The sequence below is a fragment of the Pedobacter sp. genome, assembly GCF_965279535.1.
Lineage (GTDB): Bacteria > Bacteroidota > Bacteroidia > Sphingobacteriales > Sphingobacteriaceae > Pedobacter.
The window spans coordinates 12,751-32,140 of record NZ_OZ257244.1 but is presented as its reverse complement, the minus strand read 5'-3'; the positions used below and the strand labels follow the sequence as shown (position 1 = coordinate 32,140).

At 42.9% G+C, this 19,390-nt stretch carries 8 protein-coding genes; 1 reads left to right on the top strand and 7 read right to left on the bottom strand.

Going from position 1 to position 19,390, the window contains the following annotated elements; genetic code table 11:
* Positions 1 to 41: 41 nt before the first annotated feature.
* On the top strand, positions 42 to 902 hold the full coding sequence (locus ACQY77_RS00100; RefSeq protein WP_421940026.1) for an ROK family protein: 861 nt from the start codon (positions 42 to 44) through the stop codon (positions 900 to 902).
* A 758-nt stretch (positions 903 to 1,660) separates the two neighbouring features.
* Here the strand turns inward: ACQY77_RS00100 and ACQY77_RS00095 are convergent.
* The 7 genes from ACQY77_RS00095 to ACQY77_RS00065 all read right to left on the bottom strand — a co-directional run bounded on the left by ACQY77_RS00095 (position 1,661) and on the right by ACQY77_RS00065 (position 19,374).
* Entirely contained in the window at positions 1,661 to 3,619 is a 1,959-nt protein-coding gene (locus ACQY77_RS00095; protein ID WP_421940027.1) for an OmpA family protein, read from the bottom strand.
* 42 nt (positions 3,620 to 3,661) lie between these two features.
* Positions 3,662 to 4,627 (bottom strand): type IX secretion system membrane protein PorP/SprF, encoded by a 966-nt coding sequence (locus tag ACQY77_RS00090; protein ID WP_421940028.1) that lies wholly within the window; start codon positions 4,625 to 4,627, stop codon positions 3,662 to 3,664.
* A gap of 76 nt (positions 4,628 to 4,703) precedes the next feature.
* Positions 4,704 to 6,005, bottom strand: a complete 1,302-nt coding sequence (locus ACQY77_RS00085) for a gliding motility-associated C-terminal domain-containing protein (RefSeq protein ID WP_421940029.1) — start codon at positions 6,003 to 6,005, stop codon at positions 4,704 to 4,706.
* Positions 6,006 to 6,064: 59 nt separating this feature from the next.
* Positions 6,065 to 6,568 (bottom strand): hypothetical protein, encoded by a 504-nt coding sequence (locus ACQY77_RS00080; protein WP_421940030.1) that lies wholly within the window; start codon positions 6,566 to 6,568, stop codon positions 6,065 to 6,067.
* Positions 6,569 to 6,582: 14 nt separating this feature from the next.
* Positions 6,583 to 8,916, bottom strand: coding sequence for a hypothetical protein (locus tag ACQY77_RS00075; protein WP_421940031.1), 2,334 nt, complete (start codon positions 8,914 to 8,916; stop codon positions 6,583 to 6,585).
* 154 nt (positions 8,917 to 9,070) lie between these two features.
* The gene (locus ACQY77_RS00070) at positions 9,071 to 16,123 is read right to left on the bottom strand and encodes a hypothetical protein (RefSeq protein ID WP_421940032.1); all 7,053 of its coding nucleotides are present in this window, start codon (positions 16,121 to 16,123) and stop codon (positions 9,071 to 9,073) included.
* Between the two features lie 770 nt (positions 16,124 to 16,893).
* Entirely contained in the window at positions 16,894 to 19,374 is a 2,481-nt protein-coding gene (locus tag ACQY77_RS00065) for a mechanosensitive ion channel family protein (protein WP_421940033.1), read from the bottom strand.
* Between the last annotated feature and the right edge of the window lie 16 nt (positions 19,375 to 19,390).

Genomic DNA, 19,390 nt, shown 5'->3' with positions numbered 1-19,390 from the left:
GGAGCTTTCCGGCAAAATCCTTGCCTTTTATTCAATTGAAGATGAAAAATGTAACCATGGGGGTTGATATTGGGGGTTCACACATCAGTGCACAACTTATTGATATCCAAAACAGAAGAGAAATAAAAGATAGCTGGCAAAGAACTCATGTAGATTCGGGGGCTGATGCGCATCAGATTATCGACGTTTGGGCAGGACTTATTGAGCAGTCGATGAAGCAGGCTGATTTGGTTCCGCAGAAAATCAACATTGCTATGCCTGGACCAATGGATTATGCCAATGGGATTTGCAAGATACAGGGCCAGGAAAAATATGCTTCACTCTACGGCTTAAATATCAGAAAGCTCCTGGCAAAACGTTTAGATTTTGATGCGAAACAAATCAATTTTCTTAACGATGCCGAGTGTTTTCTTAAGGGAGAGCTTTTTAATGGAAGCCTCAGGCAGGTAGATAGGGCAATCGGGCTTACATTAGGTACAGGTTTGGGTACGGCACATACTGCCAGAGGAAAGGTGAAAGATTCTGACCTTTGGAAAATGCCTTTTCTTAAAGGTAAAGCCGAAGACTACATCTCTACACGCTGGTTTGTTCAGCGTTTTGAAGAGATGACCAATATCCGCGTAAAGGACGTTAAAGACCTGGTAGATCACCACAGCAATTCGCCTTACTTTAATGCTGTTTTTCTGGAATTCAGCATTAATCTTTCTAAGTTTTTATACCGGTTTATCCGAACTAAAATTCCCATTGTAGCCGTTATAGGCGGAAATATTGCTCATGCACAGCAATTTTTCCTGGAAGACACCCAATATTTTCTATCCAAAAAAATGGGATACGATTTTCCGATCAAAATATCAACCATGGGAGAAAAAGCAATTCTAATGGGTGCAGCAGCCAACTGCTGAGTAAAATGATAAGGTGCTTGTTTTACTGTAAAACCCGAAGACAGATAGATGAAGTTAATGTAGAAGGGGTTAGCTTTTTAGCCCCATAACCCACAACCTAAGAAAAGGCTGGCGCAAAAGGCTTACGCTTTAGTCTCATAACACACAACATGTAACCCACAACTAAAAAAACAAGCCGTGCAAGCATGGACGTTTTTGTCATCCCCATGCAAAAAGAGCCCTGCCGCACGACGTTGCTTTGTAACTCAAACACTTAATTAATAAACCCTTATATCCTCACATCCATGAAAATAGGTTTGTCGTTCGCCCAAAAACCACATATCAATGGCAAACAACGAGAAATATAAAGCAAGCCATGCAAGCATAGACGTTTTTGTCATCCCCATGCAAAAAAAGCCCTGCTGCACGACGTTGCTTTATAATTTAAATACTTAAACCTATATCCTCACATCCGCGAGAACTGGTTTGCTGTTCGCCCAAAAACCACATACTAATGGCGAACAAAGAGAAACATAAAGCAAGTCATGCCTGCAAGGGTCTTTTAGTCATCCCCACGCAAAAAGTACCCTGCAGCATAACATTGCTTTATCTTTCAACTTGAGTTGTGCAATACACAACCACATTATATTTCATAACTGACCTTTTTTCTTTAAAAGGTCTTCGCCTCCGCGAAAATGATATTGATTAAAACGAAGCCATGCAGGCAAGGGCTTTTTAGTCATCCCCAAGCAAAAAGCACCTTGCCACATGACATCGTCTTACATTTTTACAATTTTAAATTCCGTTCTTCTATTCAGCTGGTGTTCAGCTTCCGAACATTTCACACCATTGGCGCATTTGTTTAGCAGCATAGATTCTCCATATCCTTTTGCTGTAATGCGATTTTTATCTATACCCTGATCAATAATGTATTGAACTGCTGAATTCGCCCTGCTTTGCGATAACCACTGATTGTACTGATCGTTACCACGGCTATCGGTATGCGAGCCCAGCTCGATCCAAATGGTTGGGTTATCTTTCATTATCTTAACCAATTTGTTTAACTCAACAGCGGCATCCGGCCTGATATTGGATTTATCAAAGTCGTAGTAAATATTCTCCAGTCTGATCGCTTTCTCTAACTCTACTTTTTCTAAATACAGGTTCTGCTCGATTTCCTTACTGCTGGTAAGCCCCTTAGTGGTAAGCTGAGCCAGGTCAGTTCGGTAACCCGTTTTTTCTCCTGTAAGTTGATAATCGGATGATTTCTCCAAATTGAATTTGAAAGCACCTGTATTATCGGTTTGTACCTTTAAACTCTGACCATTTATTTTATTTAAGGTGACAATTGCATTGGTTAATGGAAGGTTAGTACGTTTATCGAAAACAATTCCTGTGAGTTTGAATGCAAGCAACTGTTGTTCATCGAAGCTGTAGATATCATCATCTCCTAACCCACCTACCCTATTTGAACTGAGATAACCACTTAATGCAGCAGTTTTTACATAAGCAAAATCATCTTGTGGTGAGTTAACCGGATAACCGAGATTTTTAATTGCGCTAAATTGCGTTTGCATTATTTTAGCACTATAAATATCCAGACCACCCATTCCAACTCTCCCATCACTGCTGAAATAAAAAGACTGATCATTACCCAAAACAGGTGTACGCTCATTTCCAGGAGTGTTGATTGCCTTCAAATTAACCGGAGCACTCCAGCTGCCATCAGAAGATCTCTGGCAAACATAAATATCTGATCCACCAGCACCGCCGGGCATATTTGAACTGAAATACAAGCTATTACCATCCGGACTAACAAAAGGGTCGCCAACAGAATATTCATTTACCTTGTTGTAGTTAAAAGCAATTGGAGCTGACCACTTACCTTGTTCATCCAGCTTACTGGAATATATTTCGACATTAACTGTAGCGAGTTTTCCTTTAACATATACCGGCTTTTGCGGAATTTTAGTTAAAGTGAAAAACATCTCCTTGCCATTTGCCCTGAATGTTGCCGGCCCCATATGATAGTCGGTATTTGTTTGAATTGGAAAAACACTTACGCTATCGGCAGAGGCACTTTGAGTATAAAGTCTTAAATAATGATTACCGGTCCAGCCATAGATGTTTTTATCGGGCTTGCTTGCTCCGTCAAACTTTAAAAAAGGACGGCCAGATGCACTTTGATAGGTACCGGAAGCGCCCCTGTCTGATGCAAAAGTGACCCCATTATCATAAGTGGTCAGCCCCCAGTCAGACTTTGGTGTATTGAGTTTACCAGCATTGGTAATGATAACCGCTGTTGGGTTCTTCATCCAATATATCGCAGAATCACAACTCAGTAATAACCGGTTCAATTCTGCCTGGTCTGTATTCTTATTCAATGTTCCATATTTTTGAAACTGTTGTTTGGCTTCAGCATACTTGTTATTTTGTTGTAATGCTTTCGCATAGGACAAAACATTCTCTGGTTTTGCCTCTGGCATTCCGGCAGCAATGGCGCTCCAGCTCTCGGCCTGTTTATAATCATTTACGAATGAATAGCATTCATAAAGCCTTTGGGCAGCATAATGAGTTTGCTTTTTTTGATAAGCTTGTTCGTAAAGATCAATAGCCCTGGTATAATTAAACAGTTCGTATTGGGCATCGGCAGCATTGAGCACATATTGTGCTTTAGTACTGTTACCAATTAATAGCAGCAATGATATTGTGATAGAAACAGATAAAAATCTTTTCATGGTTGTGGCGATAAAAATTAGCTTTGAAGAATGAACCATTGTTTAAAAAAATCTTGGGGTTAACATTCTTGTATTCTTTTTATTGAAGAAATAGCTGATGGATATTTCATGTGTTCCTCCGCTATATTGCTGTAATGCACCGATAGAAAAATCATAAGCATAACCGATTCTCAGATTATCAGACGGGAATAATTGTACGGCTGCTACTGCTGAGTTCATTTTGCTCAGGTCCTTTTGTAAATAATTCTTATCGTATAATTTAATCCCTGTACGGTATGATCCTCCTACCCAAAATTTTTCGTTCAAAATCACAAAAGCGTTCAAATCGATACTTGTAGGGCCACCCCGGTCATCCTTTAATAAGAAGGATGGCTTTAAGAGCACATCTTTGGATAAGGGAACCAACATCCCCGCTGTAAGGTAATAATGCGGTTTAGGCTGTGGGATAAACGCGTAGCGATCAATATCGATATACTGAGAAACCAGGTTATCGGCACTAACGCCTGCGTAAAATCTGTCATTTGCGAAATAAACACCAGCCCTTGCATCAGGAACTATGGTACTCTCCATCCCAACGGGTTGGTAAACCTCAAAATCATTGGGATTTAACATGGCGCCATCAATGCCTAACTGCACTACACCTACACCAAGCCCTAATGCTAACCTTGAGCTACCGTCTGCATTTAGCCTAATCCGGTAAGCATAATTTCCATAAACCGATTGATTGCGTTGTGCACCTAACCTATCGCTCGAAAGCTGAAGGGCTAAACCAACATTACCACTATTGGCAATGGCATCTACCGCTACCGACATGGTTTTGGGCGAGCCTTCTAAACCGGTCCATTGGTTACGGTAAAAAGCATGAACATTTAGTTGCTCACGGTATCCCGCATAGGCGGGATTAATGTAGATACCGTTGAACATGTACTGGCTAAACTGTGCGTCCTGCTGCCCAAAAGAAACTTTGGAAAGGAGAATTAAGCTAGCTATGATTAATATTTTTTTCATTTTGATCTGATTGCGTCCATTTTTGATCATGATGTGAATCGGGTCCCAAGCGGACTATCACGCCAAAACCCGGTGATTATTTTTTAAAAGCCCTTATTAATGTGATGTATCCTTTGTATACCTGCCATGGAGCGGTAGCATTTTCTTTAACCCTCAGCACGTAATAGTAAGTTCCCTCGTTAAGACCCTCTCCTGTCCAGTCGTTTTGATAGTTATTGGATTTATATACTTCATTACCCCAGCGGTTAACAATAACCAGGTCGTTCTCTTCAAAAAAGTCGAGCCCGCGGATTTCGAACGTATCATTATTCCCATCGCCATTTGGCGTAAATAAGTTGGGAATAACCAGGTCATTTCCAGCCAAAGAATGTTTGGTGAAATATGCACCATTGGCTAACATATCATTAGCCATAGCTGCATTAATGCGGGTGTGCACCCCCAAAGCGGGATTGGTACCCATAACGCGATCCCACTTGCCAGCACCTAAGTATTGGGTAATTGATGCTTTGCTATCTTTAAATTGTGCACCGTTGGTAATTGGATTGTGCTGCAGGGTAATCGTTGTGTTTACAGGCGTCGATGCATATAAATTCCAGGTTCTATCCATCCCCTGAGGCTTGTTGATACCCAGGGTATTGTTGTCTCCCTGATAATTCTGTACACTGGCAAAAATCTTTGCTGATGTTCTTGGTGTAACAGTGGCCGGTGTATAATCGCCTTCGGCAATACCAATTGGAAAAACAAAGGCTGTATTTGCGGCTAAGTCCTTAATTACATGGCCATTTAAACTATTTTCTGTAACCACCATTCGCGATAAACTATAATTGCTGATTTTACCACTTGCATTAAAGGCCAGATTATGTCCATTCAGGATAATATCCGCGCCATTTGCCGCCATATCCAATGTTCCAGCGATGTTTAATGCAGCTGCATCTGCGCCATTTGGATTTCGGGTATCATAACCGGGATCGTCCACATTGGCCAATGTAATGTTATCGGTATTTCTGTGTTCGATAATCAGGTTGATAAAATCTCCATTATTGCCATCAATGCGGGTTGGCCCGGCAGGCATATTATCATAGAAAGGATTATCACCAGGATTATAGATGATGATTTTTCCGGTTCCGCTAAATTTAGCACCCGGGGCAATCCACACGTTTTTGCTATAAATTTCAAGTGTACCGTCAATAGTCCAGTCTGCCTTCGGACCGAAATAACTGCCTTCTGAAAAGCGTATTTCTGTGGTTCCGGCCGTAATGTGAACCGTTGAATTGTCTACCGTACTACTCCCCACACCTGCCAGATTCTGGGCCTTAAGCTGATAGCCCAGCAAAAGCAGGAGAATAAGTACGAATATTTGTAATATTTTAATTTTCATTTTGGATGAATTAATGCTTGGGTGACTTTCCATTTAAAATTTAAATGACAGGTTTTCTACTATTTCCAAAAATTCCAGAGTTTACCGTCAAAAACAGCTAAAGATTTACTAACTGTATCATAACACATCATGCCTGGATACGGGCTTTTAACAGTTAACTGGGGGTTGGCTACGCGGGGTAAAACCAGGGCTTTATTAGGCGATTCCAATACCAGTATACCATCTGCCGCAGTTGTACGGCTTCCAATGATTGTTTTTTTACCGTTATCTACCGTTCCACTGTAAGGCACAATTGCTGCAGTACTACCTGCACCTGATAAATCTATCCATGAACCATTTTGGTACATTTTAATTTTCTGATCTGTTTTGTCCAGTAAAAAAGTGCCGTTAGCTGGCGATGTTGGTAAAGCTTCTACCGCAGGCAGAATGATCCCTTTTGTAGTACCAGTAGGGAAATCAAGCAATGAAGCGTTGCCGGTAGTTTGTTTTTCTATACCTGTTTGTGCCATTACCTGAATACTGTAACCAAGCACTAAGGCAAATAATATTATAAATCGTTTCATTTTATTTTAAATGATTAATTACAGTTTCTTTGTAAACAATTCCAGGTTGTACCATTATAGAGCTTAATACAAGCTGCAGCAATATCATAAACCAGCATACCTTCAACTAAATCGGCTGTTGGTATAGCACTTACAGAACTTACCCTGGTAATAACAAAACCTTTATTTTTCGACTCGATGGCAACGAAACCATTGGGAACATTGCCTGGCCAGCCATTAGCAAAACCCGCCAAGTCAGAAATTCCTGTTTTGGTATAACTATCTGGGGTGCCGGTAAGTGGAAATTTACCACATAAGTTAATGGTGATGGTTTGAGTTTGACAAAGTGCAGGATTGGTGGCATTAACGCAAACCTGATAATTTACGACATAAACTCCCCCATTTACTGTATTTGCTACGGTTACTACGCCTGTTGTGCTGTTTAAAGTAATACCTGCCGGCCATACTCCAGATTGGGAAATGGCTACCTGACCCGGATTGGTGCCAATAACAGGAACTATACCTTCCAGGAGATCGTTTGTTAATATATTTCCTGTGGTTAATACAGTACCCGCTACGCCTGAATAAACATCAGGATTTAAAATCAGCGTGTAACAAGCCGCATCTTTAATACCTGCATCGGCAGAATTACCTGCACCTTGTCCAACATCACTACCCACATCTGCCCCGCCTCCGGTATTTACCAATGCAGGAACACCGTTAGCATTATTTACCGCACCGGAGATGCTACCATTGGCATTTAGCTGTGCCCTGGTTACGTTTTCATCTCCCTCTACGGCATCAAAACAACCGTCTCCATCAGAATCCAGGTCTAAATAATCAGGGATACCATCTGTGTCAGTATCCTGTTCGCAAGGCAGGAGACTTACCGATCTAATCATTACATCTTTACCGCCAATACCTGCTCCTGAAACTGTAGAAATAAATTCGATTACCGCACTGGTACTCGTTGGAATAAAAGTTATACTCTTGTATACAAGTGCGTAACGTCCTACTGCTGCATCAATTTGTGTAGCAGATTGTGTGTAATAATTTATTCCATCAATGGTAAAAGTGAGTGTATTCTCTCTTTCTAAAACGGGATCACCGTTAGCCATTACGCCAAATGTAATGGTATAGGCTTTTCCAGCTTTTAACCCTGTTATGGTTTGCTTAATTGTAGATGTACCCAGGTTATCATTCAAAGCTTCAATTGCCCAGCCCGAACTTTTTTCCCAGGCGTTAACTGTTCCACCTCTAATCCAGCCTGTAAAGTCTCCTACTGTTTGCGTTCCAAAATTACCATTTACAACTTTTTCAACGGCTTTACATTCAATAAGATCGGGTATACCATCGTTGTCGTCATCTAAATCCACGTAATCTGTTACGCCATCTCCATCAATATCTGTACAATCTCTTTGCGTGGCATTTGTAGATAATCCAACGCCCTGACCTATGTCTCCTCCAATATCTGCCACACCTCCGGCATTTACCAATACAGGAACACCATTAGCATTTACAGCTCCGCTAATACTTCCATTGGCATTTAACTGCGAAGCAAAAACATTTTCATCTCCTTCAACCGCGTCATAACATCCATCACCATCAGCATCTAAGTCTAAAGAGTCTGATATACCATCTGCATCTGTATCACCACAAGAATACATGGATACGGAAGTAAATCCTAAATCTCTTACCGCTGTCGCATCAGTTCCGGGTACAAAATTAAAAGACAGATAACCTCCGGCCACTAAACCGGAAATAGGTAGTGTAATGATTAGGGTAGTTTTGGTTGAATTTACCGGACCGGCAGTGGTTACTGTTGGTAAAGTTGTAATATTTATGGTTGCACCATTACTTGCCGTGATGGTAGGTGTATTAGTAGCTGTAGAATTTATGGTTGCATAAATTACGCCACCATAAGAAATGGTAAAAGTAAATGCTGACGCAAGGGTATTTACGGTAGTTTTCGTCCAGTATATATTATTAAGACTAATTACTGCACCATTAGGATTACCTGTGATGATTTGCCTTAAAGTTGTGGCAGTAGCTCCATTGCTATTAAACAATATTCCATTGCTATTTGTGGTAACCGGTGCTCCTAGTACTGTCCAGTTTGGAATATCTGAAGTTCCGGAAGTAGGAAAAACTGCGTTAGCCACCCGATTGGTACTTCCGCACTCGTTGCTATCCAATATACCATCATTATCATCATCCAAATCTATACTGTTGTCAACACCGTCACCATCTGTATCGTCCGCGTACATTACGCTTGAACGGCTTTCACTTTCTGAAATATTTGTTGCAGGAAAAAAGGTAGGAATATTACGGTTTATCTTAACAATTCCTGCCTCAAGCGCAAACAGCATATTAAACTGAAATGCGATCAGACATAGGAAAAGTATTTTAAATAACATTTGTTTCATCATGTTTTTTGTTAACGACGCGTTGTTAAACCGTTGTTATTTTAGGGATTTTAAAGCGCCATTAGGTTTGCTTAGGAAACCTAATGGCACTATGGCATTATTTTTTATCGATTAACTGTTCCAATCTGTTTAATCTTTCCTCAAGCGATTTGGTCTTTTCCTGAAGAAGTTTTATTTCCTGATCTTTCGCTGTCATTTTGGTATTAACTTCAATTACATGCAGATACAACTCTTCCAATTTCTCTAATTGTTGCATAGACAATTGTGTCAAATCAAGCGTGTAGCCTTTATCCGTTTTCAGGATATCCTTGATTGGGGTAACCCCAGGTAAGTGTTTGTTTACCCTGATGAATTCGGCAACTTCTTTAAGTGATTTGAACTTATATTGATCGTATATTTTAGAAAAGCCATCGAAATAGTAGTCGAAAACGTAATCTGCATAAACACTGTTGGTGGTGTAAATCTTACCAGTAGTAGCAATATCACCAGCTACATGTAACTTAGGATTAACAGTTGTTGAACCAACGGTGAAAGTAGGTATACTACCTCCACTTGCAATGCCAATGGCTACACTACCATTCTGATATATATTGTCGGTATTGGTTGTTGCCTTTGTAGTACCACCCTGAACTTGCCAAGGCTCGATAGCTACGCTGGTTAATGGCACTGTTTTAATTACACCGCCTGTACTCGATAGCAAAATGTTATCTGTAGCTGTACTGCTTGATACTTGTAAACCAGTTAACGCTAAAGTATTTGTGGCATCTGTACTAACTGTTGTTGGTTTAATTAAGGCACCTCCTAATTGTACTACTCCGCCAGTTACAGTTAAACCATTATTGGCATTTGCACTGAAATCAGACATGCTTACAGTTTTAAGAACGCCAATATTATTGGCAACAACTACTTTATCCGTAGCGATATTCCCTGTATATGTTGCTGTGTTAATATCGCGGATACGAACACCTTGCGAACCAATGTCTAACATTTCTGTAGGTTTTGCATTTGACGGACTTCCGGCTGCCATTATTCCGATACCGGTATTGGCATTTTTCAGCATGGTTAATGCATTTCGTCTAAGCGCTCCGGCTTGAATAGGGTTTGCGTTACCAATGGTAAACAATGGATCAGTATCTACCCAGTTATTTGGATCACCTACAAATGGAATATTCATTGCACCTGTAGCAGTTTCGGCTATTGATTGCGCATAATTTCTAAAACCAAAAGCCATTGAAGCCATTCCCTCTGCGTTATTCTGTGCACCTAAGGCAACAGCCGAAGTATTTGATGCAGACACCCTCGCTCCTAAAGCAACAGAGTAGTCTCCTATTAAGCCCTCAGGCAGGGTTCCTGATCTGATGGCTCCTGCCACATCTAAACTGGCCGTTTTTCCGTTGGCATCAGTATATACCTGATTCTTGAGGATGGCTACATTACCCATTTGGTAAATATTCTGATTATTTAATGTTGCTTTATTCGTTGTTGCCTGAACTTGCCAAGGCTCTATTTTAAGTGGCGTTAAATCTACTGCCGCTGCCGCTACACCATTTACGGTTGTTACCAGATTATTTGTGGTAGCTGTTGGTGTGAATGTATTAACAACAGAATTTACTGCTGGTGCTGTTACACTTATCCCGTTCACAACAGAAGTAATGGTATTCACTGCACTTGACAATGTATGAGTTGTTCCGGCTGTTATAGCGGGTTGTAAATTCAAAGCCGTGCTGGCCACTCCATTCACACTGGAAGTTAAATTCGTTCCGGTTAATGATAGCGCATTATTGTTAATAATGGTTGCCGTAGGGCTTATTCCATTAACATCGCTGGTAAGCGTATTACCGCTTGAGCTTAATGTATGCGTGATTGTCTGCGGGGTTGAGGGGCCTGCTGGTCCTTGTGGGCCAACAGCTCCAGTTGCTCCTGTTGCACCAGTATCTCCTTTTAAACCAGTTTCACCAATTGGACCTTGTGGACCTGTAGCTCCTGTCGCACCTGCGGCACCAGTATCTCCCTTGTCTCCTTTTAAGCCTGTTGCTCCTACCGGGCCCTGAGGACCCTGAGCTCCAGTTGCACCAGCAGCACCGGTATCTCCTTTGTCTCCTTTTAAACCTGTTGCTCCTATCGGACCTTGTGGACCAACTGCACCATCAACACCATCTTTACCATTTCTAATGGTTACTGTCCCTCCTGATCCATCGGTAATTGTTGTTGAACCATCACTGTTATGGGTTAAGGTTACGGATTTACCGTCTACACCATTCGTACCATTGATACCATCTTTACCATTCTTGATAGTAACTGTTCCTCCAGATCCATCAGTGATTGTGGTAGTACCATCACTGTTATGGGTTAAGGTTACTGATTTACCGTCAATACCATTGGTTCCATTGATACCATCTTTACCATCTACACCATTTTTAAGTGTTACCGTTCCTCCTGATCCATCAGTAATAGTAGTTGTACCATCACTGTTGTTGGTTAAGGTTACTGATTTACCGTCTATACCTGCATCTCCTTTATCGCCTTTCGGACCGTTGATGTTTGTCCAGGTATTGGTTGTTGGGTTATAAACCCAGGTACCGCTATCGTTGGTTACAATTGTAATCCCTGCGCCAGGTGCGCCAGCTGTACCAGAACCCGGGGTTCCCGGTGTTCCGCTTGTGCCAGGCATACCCTGAACGCCTACTACACCTGCATCGCCTTTATCTCCCTTGTCTCCTTTCGGACCGTTAATGTTTGTCCAGGTATTGGTTGCTGGGTTATAAACCCATGTACCGCTATCGTTGGTTACAATGGTAATACCTGCGCCAGGTGCGCCAGCTGTACCAGAACCCGGAGTTCCCGGTGTTCCGCTTGTGCCAGGCATACCCTGAACGCCTACTACACCTGCGTCACCTTTATCGCCTTTCGGACCGTTGATGTTTGTCCAGGTATTGGTTGTTGGGTTATAAACCCAGGTACCGCTATCATTGGTTACAATGGTAACGCCTGATCCAGGTGCACCAGCTGTACCAGAACCCGGGGTTCCCGGTGTTCCGCTTGTGCCAGGCATACCCTGAACGCCTACTACACCTGCATCGCCTTTATCTCCCTTGTCTCCTTTCGGACCGTTAATGTTTGTCCAGGTATTGGTTGCTGGGTTATAAACCCATGTACCGCTATCGTTGGTTACAATGGTAATACCTGCGCCAGGTGCGCCAGCTGTACCAGAACCCGGAGTTCCCGGTGTTCCGCTTGTGCCAGGCATACCCTGAACGCCTACTACTCCTGCATCACCTTTGTCTCCTTTCGGACCGTTGATGTTTGTCCAGGTATTGGTAGTTGGGTTATAAACCCAGGTACCGCTATCGTTGGTTACAATCGTTACGCCTTCACCAGGTGCACCAGCTGCGCCAGAACCCGGAGTTCCCGGTGTTCCGCTTGTGCCCGGCATACCCTGAACGCCTACTACACCTGCATCTCCTTTGTCTCCTTTCGGACCGTTGATGTTTGTCCAGGTATTGGTAGTTGGGTTATAAACCCATGTACCGCTATCGTTGGTTACAATCGTTACGCCTTCACCAGGTGCACCAGCTGCGCCAGAACCCGGAGTTCCCGGTGTTCCGCTTGTGCCAGGCATACCCTGAACGCCTACTACTCCTGCATCTCCTTTATCGCCCTTGTCTCCTTTCGGACCGTTAATGTTTGTCCAGGTATTGGTTGCTGGGTTATAAACCCAGGTACCGCTATCGTTGGTTACAATGGTAATACCTGCGCCAGGTGCGCCAGCTGTACCAGAACCCGGTGTGCCCGGTGTTCCGCTTGTGCCAGGCATACCCTGAACGCCTACTACACCTGCATCTCCTTTATCGCCTTTCGGACCGTTAATGTTTGTCCAGGTATTGGTAGTTGGGTTATAAACCCAGGTACCGCTATCGTTGGTTACAATGGTAACGCCTGATCCAGGTGCGCCAGCTGTACCAGAACCCGGGGTTCCCGGTGTTCCGCTTGTGCCAGGCATACCCTGAACGCCTACTACACCTGCATCTCCTTTGTCTCCTTTCGGACCGTTAATGTTTGTCCAGGTATTGGTTGTTGGGTTATAAACCCAGGTACCGCTATCATTGGTTACAATGGTAACGCCTGATCCAGGTGCACCAGCTGCGCCAGAACCCGGGGTGCCCGGTGTTCCGCTTGTGCCAGGCATACCCTGAACGCCTACTACTCCTGCATCACCTTTATCGCCCTTGTCTCCTTTCGGACCGTTAATGTTTGTCCAGGTATTGGTTGTTGGGTTATAAACCCATGTACCGCTATCGTTGGTTACAATGGTAACGCCTGCGCCAGGTGCACCAGCTGCGCCAGAACCCGGGGTTCCCGGTGTTCCGCTTGTGCCAGGCATACCCTGAACGCCTACTACACCTGCATCACCTTTATCGCCTTTCGGACCGTTAATGTTTGTCCAGGTATTCGTTGTTGGGTTATAAACCCAGGTACCGCTATCGTTGGTTACAATGGTAACGCCTGATCCAGGTGCGCCAGCTGTACCAGAACCCGGAGTTCCCGGTGTTCCGCTTGTACCAGGCATACCCTGAACGCCTACTACACCTGCATCACCTTTATCGCCTTTCGGACCGTTAATGTTTGTCCAGGTATTGGTTGTTGGGTTATAAACCCAGGTACCGCTATCATTGGTTACAATGGTAACGCCTGATCCAGGTGCACCAGCTGCGCCAGAACCCGGGGTGCCCGGTGTTCCGCTTGTGCCAGGCATACCCTGAACGCCTACTACTCCTGCATCACCTTTATCGCCCTTGTCTCCTTTCGGACCGTTAATGTTTGTCCAGGTATTGGTTGTTGGGTTATAAACCCATGTACCGCTATCGTTGGTTACAATGGTAACGCCTGATCCAGGTGCACCAGCTGCGCCAGAACCCGGGGTGCCCGGTGTTCCGCTTGTGCCAGGCATACCCTGAACGCCTACTACACCTGCATCACCTTTATCGCCTTTCGGACCGTTGATGTTTGTCCAGGTATTCGTTGTTGGGTTATAAACCCATGTACCGCTATCGTTGGTTACAATGGTAACGCCTGATCCAGGTGCGCCAGCTGTACCAGAACCCGGGGTTCCCGGTGTTCCGCTTGTGCCAGGCATACCCTGAACGCCTACTACACCTGCATCTCCTTTGTCTCCTTTCGGACCGTTAATGTTTGTCCAGGTATTGGTTGCTGGGTTATAAACCCATGTACCGCTATCGTTGGTTACAATGGTAATACCTGCGCCAGGTGCACCAGCTGCGCCAGAACCCGGTGTGCCCGGTGTTCCGCTTGTGCCAGGCATACCCTGAACGCCTACTACTCCTGCATCACCTTTATCGCCTTTCGGACCGTTAATGTTTGTCCAGGTATTGGTTGCTGGGTTATAAACCCATGTACCGCTATCGTTGGTTACAATGGTAATACCTGCGCCAGGTGCGCCAGCTGTACCAGAACCCGGTGTACCCGGTGTTCCGCTTGTGCCAGGCATACCCTGAACGCCTACTACACCTGCATCACCTTTATCGCCTTTCGGACCGTTGATGTTTGTCCAGGTATTGGTTGTTGGGTTATAAACCCATGTACCGCTATCGTTGGTTACAATGGTAACGCCTGATCCAGGTGCGCCAGCTGTACCAGAACCCGGGGTTCCCGGTGTTCCGCTTGTGCCAGGCATACCCTGAACGCCTACTACACCTGCATCTCCTTTGTCTCCTTTCGGACCGTTAATGTTTGTCCAGGTATTGGTTGCTGGGTTATAAACCCATGTACCGCTATCGTTGGTTACAATGGTAATACCTGCGCCAGGTGCACCAGCTGCGCCAGAACCCGGTGTGCCCGGTGTTCCGCTTGTGCCAGGCATACCCTGAACGCCTACTACTCCTGCATCACCTTTATCGCCTTTCGGACCGTTAATGTTTGTCCAGGTATTGGTTGCTGGGTTATAAACCCATGTACCGCTATCGTTGGTTACAATGGTAATACCTGCGCCAGGTGCGCCAGCTGTACCAGAACCCGGTGTACCCGGTGTTCCGCTTGTGCCAGGCATACCCTGAACGCCTACTACACCTGCATCACCTTTATCGCCTTTCGGACCGTTGATGTTTGTCCAGGTATTGGTTGTTGGGTTATAAACCCAGGTACCGCTATCGTTGGTTACAATTGTAATCCCTGCGCCAGGTGCGCCAGCTGTACCAGAACCCGGGGTTCCCGGTGTTCCGCTTGTGCCAGGCATACCCTGAACGCCTACTACACCTGCATCGCCTTTATCTCCCTTGTCTCCTTTCGGACCGTTAATGTTTGTCCAGGTATTGGTTGCTGGGTTATAAACCCATGTACCGCTATCGTTGGTTACAATGGTAATACCTGCGCCAGGTGCGCCAGCTGTACCAGAACCCGGTGTGCCCGGTGTTCCGCTTGTGCCAGGCATACCCTGAACGCCTACTACTCCTGCATCGCCTTTATCACCTTTCGGACCGTTGATGTTTGTCCAGGTATTGGTTGCTGGGTTATAAACCCATGTACCGCTATCGTTGGTTACAATGGTAACGCCTGCGCCAGGTGCACCAGCTGCGCCAGAACCCGGTGTTCCCGGTGTTCCGCTTGTGCCAGGCATACCCTGAACGCCTACTACTCCTGCATCTCCTTTATCGCCTTTCGGACCGTTAATGTTTGTCCAGGTATTGGTAGTTGGGTTATAAACCCATGTACCGCTATCATTGGTTACAATGGTAACGCCTGCACCTGGTCCGCCTGGTTGACCTGGTATACCAGGTGTGCCAGTTTTTCCGGGTTGAGCTTCTACGATAATTGAAGTACCGTCTCCTTTCGATCCTTTAACCAGATTCCATTTTGTCCCATCATTATAATAAATCCCGGGAATTACATCATTATTTGTTGCTGTATTGTATACCATCATACCGGCTACGTGTGCCGATAAAGGAAATGCATCAGTAGTCATTCTCAATGCAACCCTGGTATGAAGTAAACCTTTGTTTGAACTTTCAAGTTCGAAAATGGCATCCTTATTAGGGAGCTTTTTTTCTGTCGAGGTACCATCAGTTACTTTCTGTTGTGCCAATGCACTGTAGAAACTTAACGACAGCCCTAAGCCGAGGAGTAAGCGTTTTTTCATTTGTTATACGTTGTTATTCTGGTCATAATAGATTACCAATCTATTCTTTAAAAATTTGCAATTCTTGTAATTGCAACATGACACAATACAACCAAACCGTAAAGGATCTAGCTAGTAATTATGGGATGTTGACAACTGGGATAATTTGAAAAATAATTGGGTTTATCTTTCTGGTACAAAGGAATGCTTAAGAAAAAACATACCGAAATTTATAAATACGCACATATACTTATATGTATCAACACTATGATTTACAATTAGTTAACAACCTGTAAAAAGCCTTAAAAAATTATAAAATATTATGCATTATATGGCTTTGTTGACATATATCAAGACATTCATTTCTTTTTATAATCCGTAGAATTACAAATACAAAAGATAAAGTAATTGATTTTTTTATAGATTTTAACTTTTAAACAAAGATGAGTTGTTTTCGCAGCCCTCATTTTTCAGGGATTTCAAAGTAATTTTTAAATTAAATTATCATCAAAAAACTTTCCTTTTTCAGGAGTATTTATCAGTTGATATAATTTAATTTATCAGCATTAAAATTTAAGGATGATGCAACTTCAATATTTCAGATAAATTAATAGTCGCGCTAAATAGTTAGCAATTTCTTAAAGACTTTTATCGAATCACAATTTATCCCGGAGCTGTAAGTATATACTTCGAACCTGGGCAATTGTATTACGAAAATATTATTAGCCTTCACTCTTGAAAAGAGGACTACCAGAGGAGACCGAAATCCCTGTAGGAGAAATAATGTTTTGCTAATCTTTTATATCTCCCTCCTTATCGGGATAATAAAGGTGTACATCCTGCTGAGGGAAAGGGATAGCAATGTTATTGGTTTTAAAAGCTGCAGAAATGGCCATAATAAGATCGCTTCGTGTTGCTGAAGCCTCCCGGATATGTTTCGTCCAGAAATTAATCTTTACATCAATCGTACTTGAACTAAATTGTTCATACTGAACCACTGGTCCGGGATTTCTCATTATCCTGGGTTCTGCTTCTAATATATCTGCAAGAATTTGCCTGCATTGCTGTAAATCGGCATTATAAGAAAGACCTAAAACAATAGATACCCGCTTGCGGTTACCGGCAAGTGTCCAGTTAACTAAATGTGAGTTTAAGAGGTCGCCATTGGGCATTACCACATCTGCACCATCCCAGGTAGAAATTACACTGCTTCTAAAACCAATTGATTTCATGGTCCCCCCTTGCCCGTCAACATCTACAATATCACCAACATTTACTGGTTTTTCAAAGGCAATAATTAAACCACTCACCAGATTATTAACCAATGTTTGAAGTCCAAAACCAATTCCAACACCAAGCGCTCCTAATATGATTGTAATTCTATCCATCGGAATACCTGCTGCCGCAATTGCCAAAAACAATCCAATACTCAGAATGCAAATCCGAACCAGCAAAATCCAGCTTCCTAAACCAGATTTTGCATGCCTGTCCTCTTTATTGACAATCAAATGGTCGTCTGATGCAAAGAATGAAACAATTTTGGAAATCAATACAGATATTGCCATAATGGCCACAAAGAGTAACAAACCATTAATACTAAAAGTATAATCGCCTAAAGTTCGTTCCTGGGAGAAGAAATTTTTTAAAGGTGCAGACAAGTATTCAAAAGCCGGAAAATTATGTCCCATCAAAATAATCCACCCCAATACCAATAACAAATACAGTAAAGTGGGAGCCCTTTTACCAACCCGCTCAAAATTAAGGTAAAAAAGTTTCCGGTCCTGAACAGTATATACATCAAAGGCAAGTAGTAATCCCTCATTAATGAATCTTACTACCCAAAGAAAAAGAATAGCGATCACAACATTAAGATAACCACCTATAAACAAGGTTTTAGAAAGGTTATAGCGCCCTATTACATTGGTTACTACTGATAGTATCTCCAGCAAAACCATAAACCCAATAGAATAAGTTATCCATTTTTCTCTCAGCTCACTTTCTTTTTTCTGGAACAGAATAACCAATCCCGTAACTGCACCAATTATGGCAACCACCAGTATGAACCAACGCTCTGCTCTTGATGCCTGTAAAATCAGGTTATCTACTGCGGCCAGAAAGAAAAAACACACCATAATCAACCACACATTCAACCAATACCTGGTGATAAATCCTTTGAAAATTATGGTCAGACAAATACAGCAGGTTAACCAGAAAATTACATTCAGGATAAAGGGTGGCGATAGGAAAATAAACTGAAAAAGACTGATTACCAAAATAACAGCAGAAGCCAATGGGTAACGAAGCACAAGTTGCCCCTCGTAATCGCCCTTGAGTAAACCTCGGGCAATATAAATTCGCTTCAACGATTGCAGATAGATAAAGGAAATTATTACCAGTAAGATCAGCACTATCAGCTTTCCAACATTATTTTGCATATAGAAATTCAGGGTCATCATTCCTTTAAGCATAGAAAAATGTCCAATTTCTGAAAAGGAACGGTATTTATTTGCAGGTGCCCATATATTAGTAAAATCTCTGTTAAAAGTATAAACTGCCATTTTTTGTTGATAGACTTCAATCTCATCGATACTGATTTGCAGTTTACTGACCACCATGTTTATTTGATTAAGCAGAGTTTGGACATTATTGCTGGCCAATTTAAGTGCGCTATCAACAGGTGTTGTCTCATAAGCAACGGTTGCAATTTTTTGCAAATATTTAACGAGGGTAACAGAATCGGTAGGAAAACGAAAAAGGGCCGGTACGCTGATCAATGAATCTAATTGATAACGAAATTGGGTGAGTGCCTGCTGCCGATTGTCTAAATTGGTCTTTCTTTCCTTTGCCTTACTTAATAACTCATGAAGGATTTTGGATGTTGCCGTTAAGTTTCTAAAAGTCTGTGCACTCCCCTTTTCGGTGAAAACACCATCACTTGCGACACGAAAATTATCTTCTAATTCTTTTAATTCCTTTTTTGTACCGAGGGTATCTACACTGGTTCGAAGGTATACTTTAGCCTTTTGCATGGCCGTCCTTACTTCATCAAATATTCGGTTTTGGGTGGCTATAGCCTTATCATCTTCAAATTCATTTGCACTTTTCTTTGCAGCACTGCGTGCGAAAGCCTGCATTTTGGCTACAAAACTTTTCTGCGAGGTATCTGCCTGAGATAAAATGGCGCTGTCTCTCTTTTGAGCTAAAGCATTAAACCAATTTAATAGGAATACGCATAACAAAAGCGCAAGGCGATGAGTTTTAGGGATGATCATAAAAGCGGTACTTACT

Coding starts and splice junctions, on each gene's coding strand:
- ACQY77_RS00085 (WP_421940029.1), bottom strand. CDS start 6,005: ATGAAAATTAAAATATTACAAATATTCGTACTTATTCTCCTGCTTTTG.
- ACQY77_RS00080 (WP_421940030.1), bottom strand. CDS start 6,568: ATGAAACGATTTATAATATTATTTGCCTTAGTGCTTGGTTACAGTATT.
- ACQY77_RS00100 (WP_421940026.1), top strand. CDS start 42: ATGAAAAATGTAACCATGGGGGTTGATATTGGGGGTTCACACATCAGT.
- ACQY77_RS00075 (WP_421940031.1), bottom strand. CDS start 8,916: ATGCTGTTTGCGCTTGAGGCAGGAATTGTTAAGATAAACCGTAATATT.
- ACQY77_RS00065 (WP_421940033.1), bottom strand. CDS start 19,374: ATGATCATCCCTAAAACTCATCGCCTTGCGCTTTTGTTATGCGTATTC.
- ACQY77_RS00090 (WP_421940028.1), bottom strand. CDS start 4,627: ATGAAAAAAATATTAATCATAGCTAGCTTAATTCTCCTTTCCAAAGTT.
- ACQY77_RS00070 (WP_421940032.1), bottom strand. CDS start 16,123: ATGAAAAAACGCTTACTCCTCGGCTTAGGGCTGTCGTTAAGTTTCTAC.
- ACQY77_RS00095 (WP_421940027.1), bottom strand. CDS start 3,619: ATGAAAAGATTTTTATCTGTTTCTATCACAATATCATTGCTGCTATTA.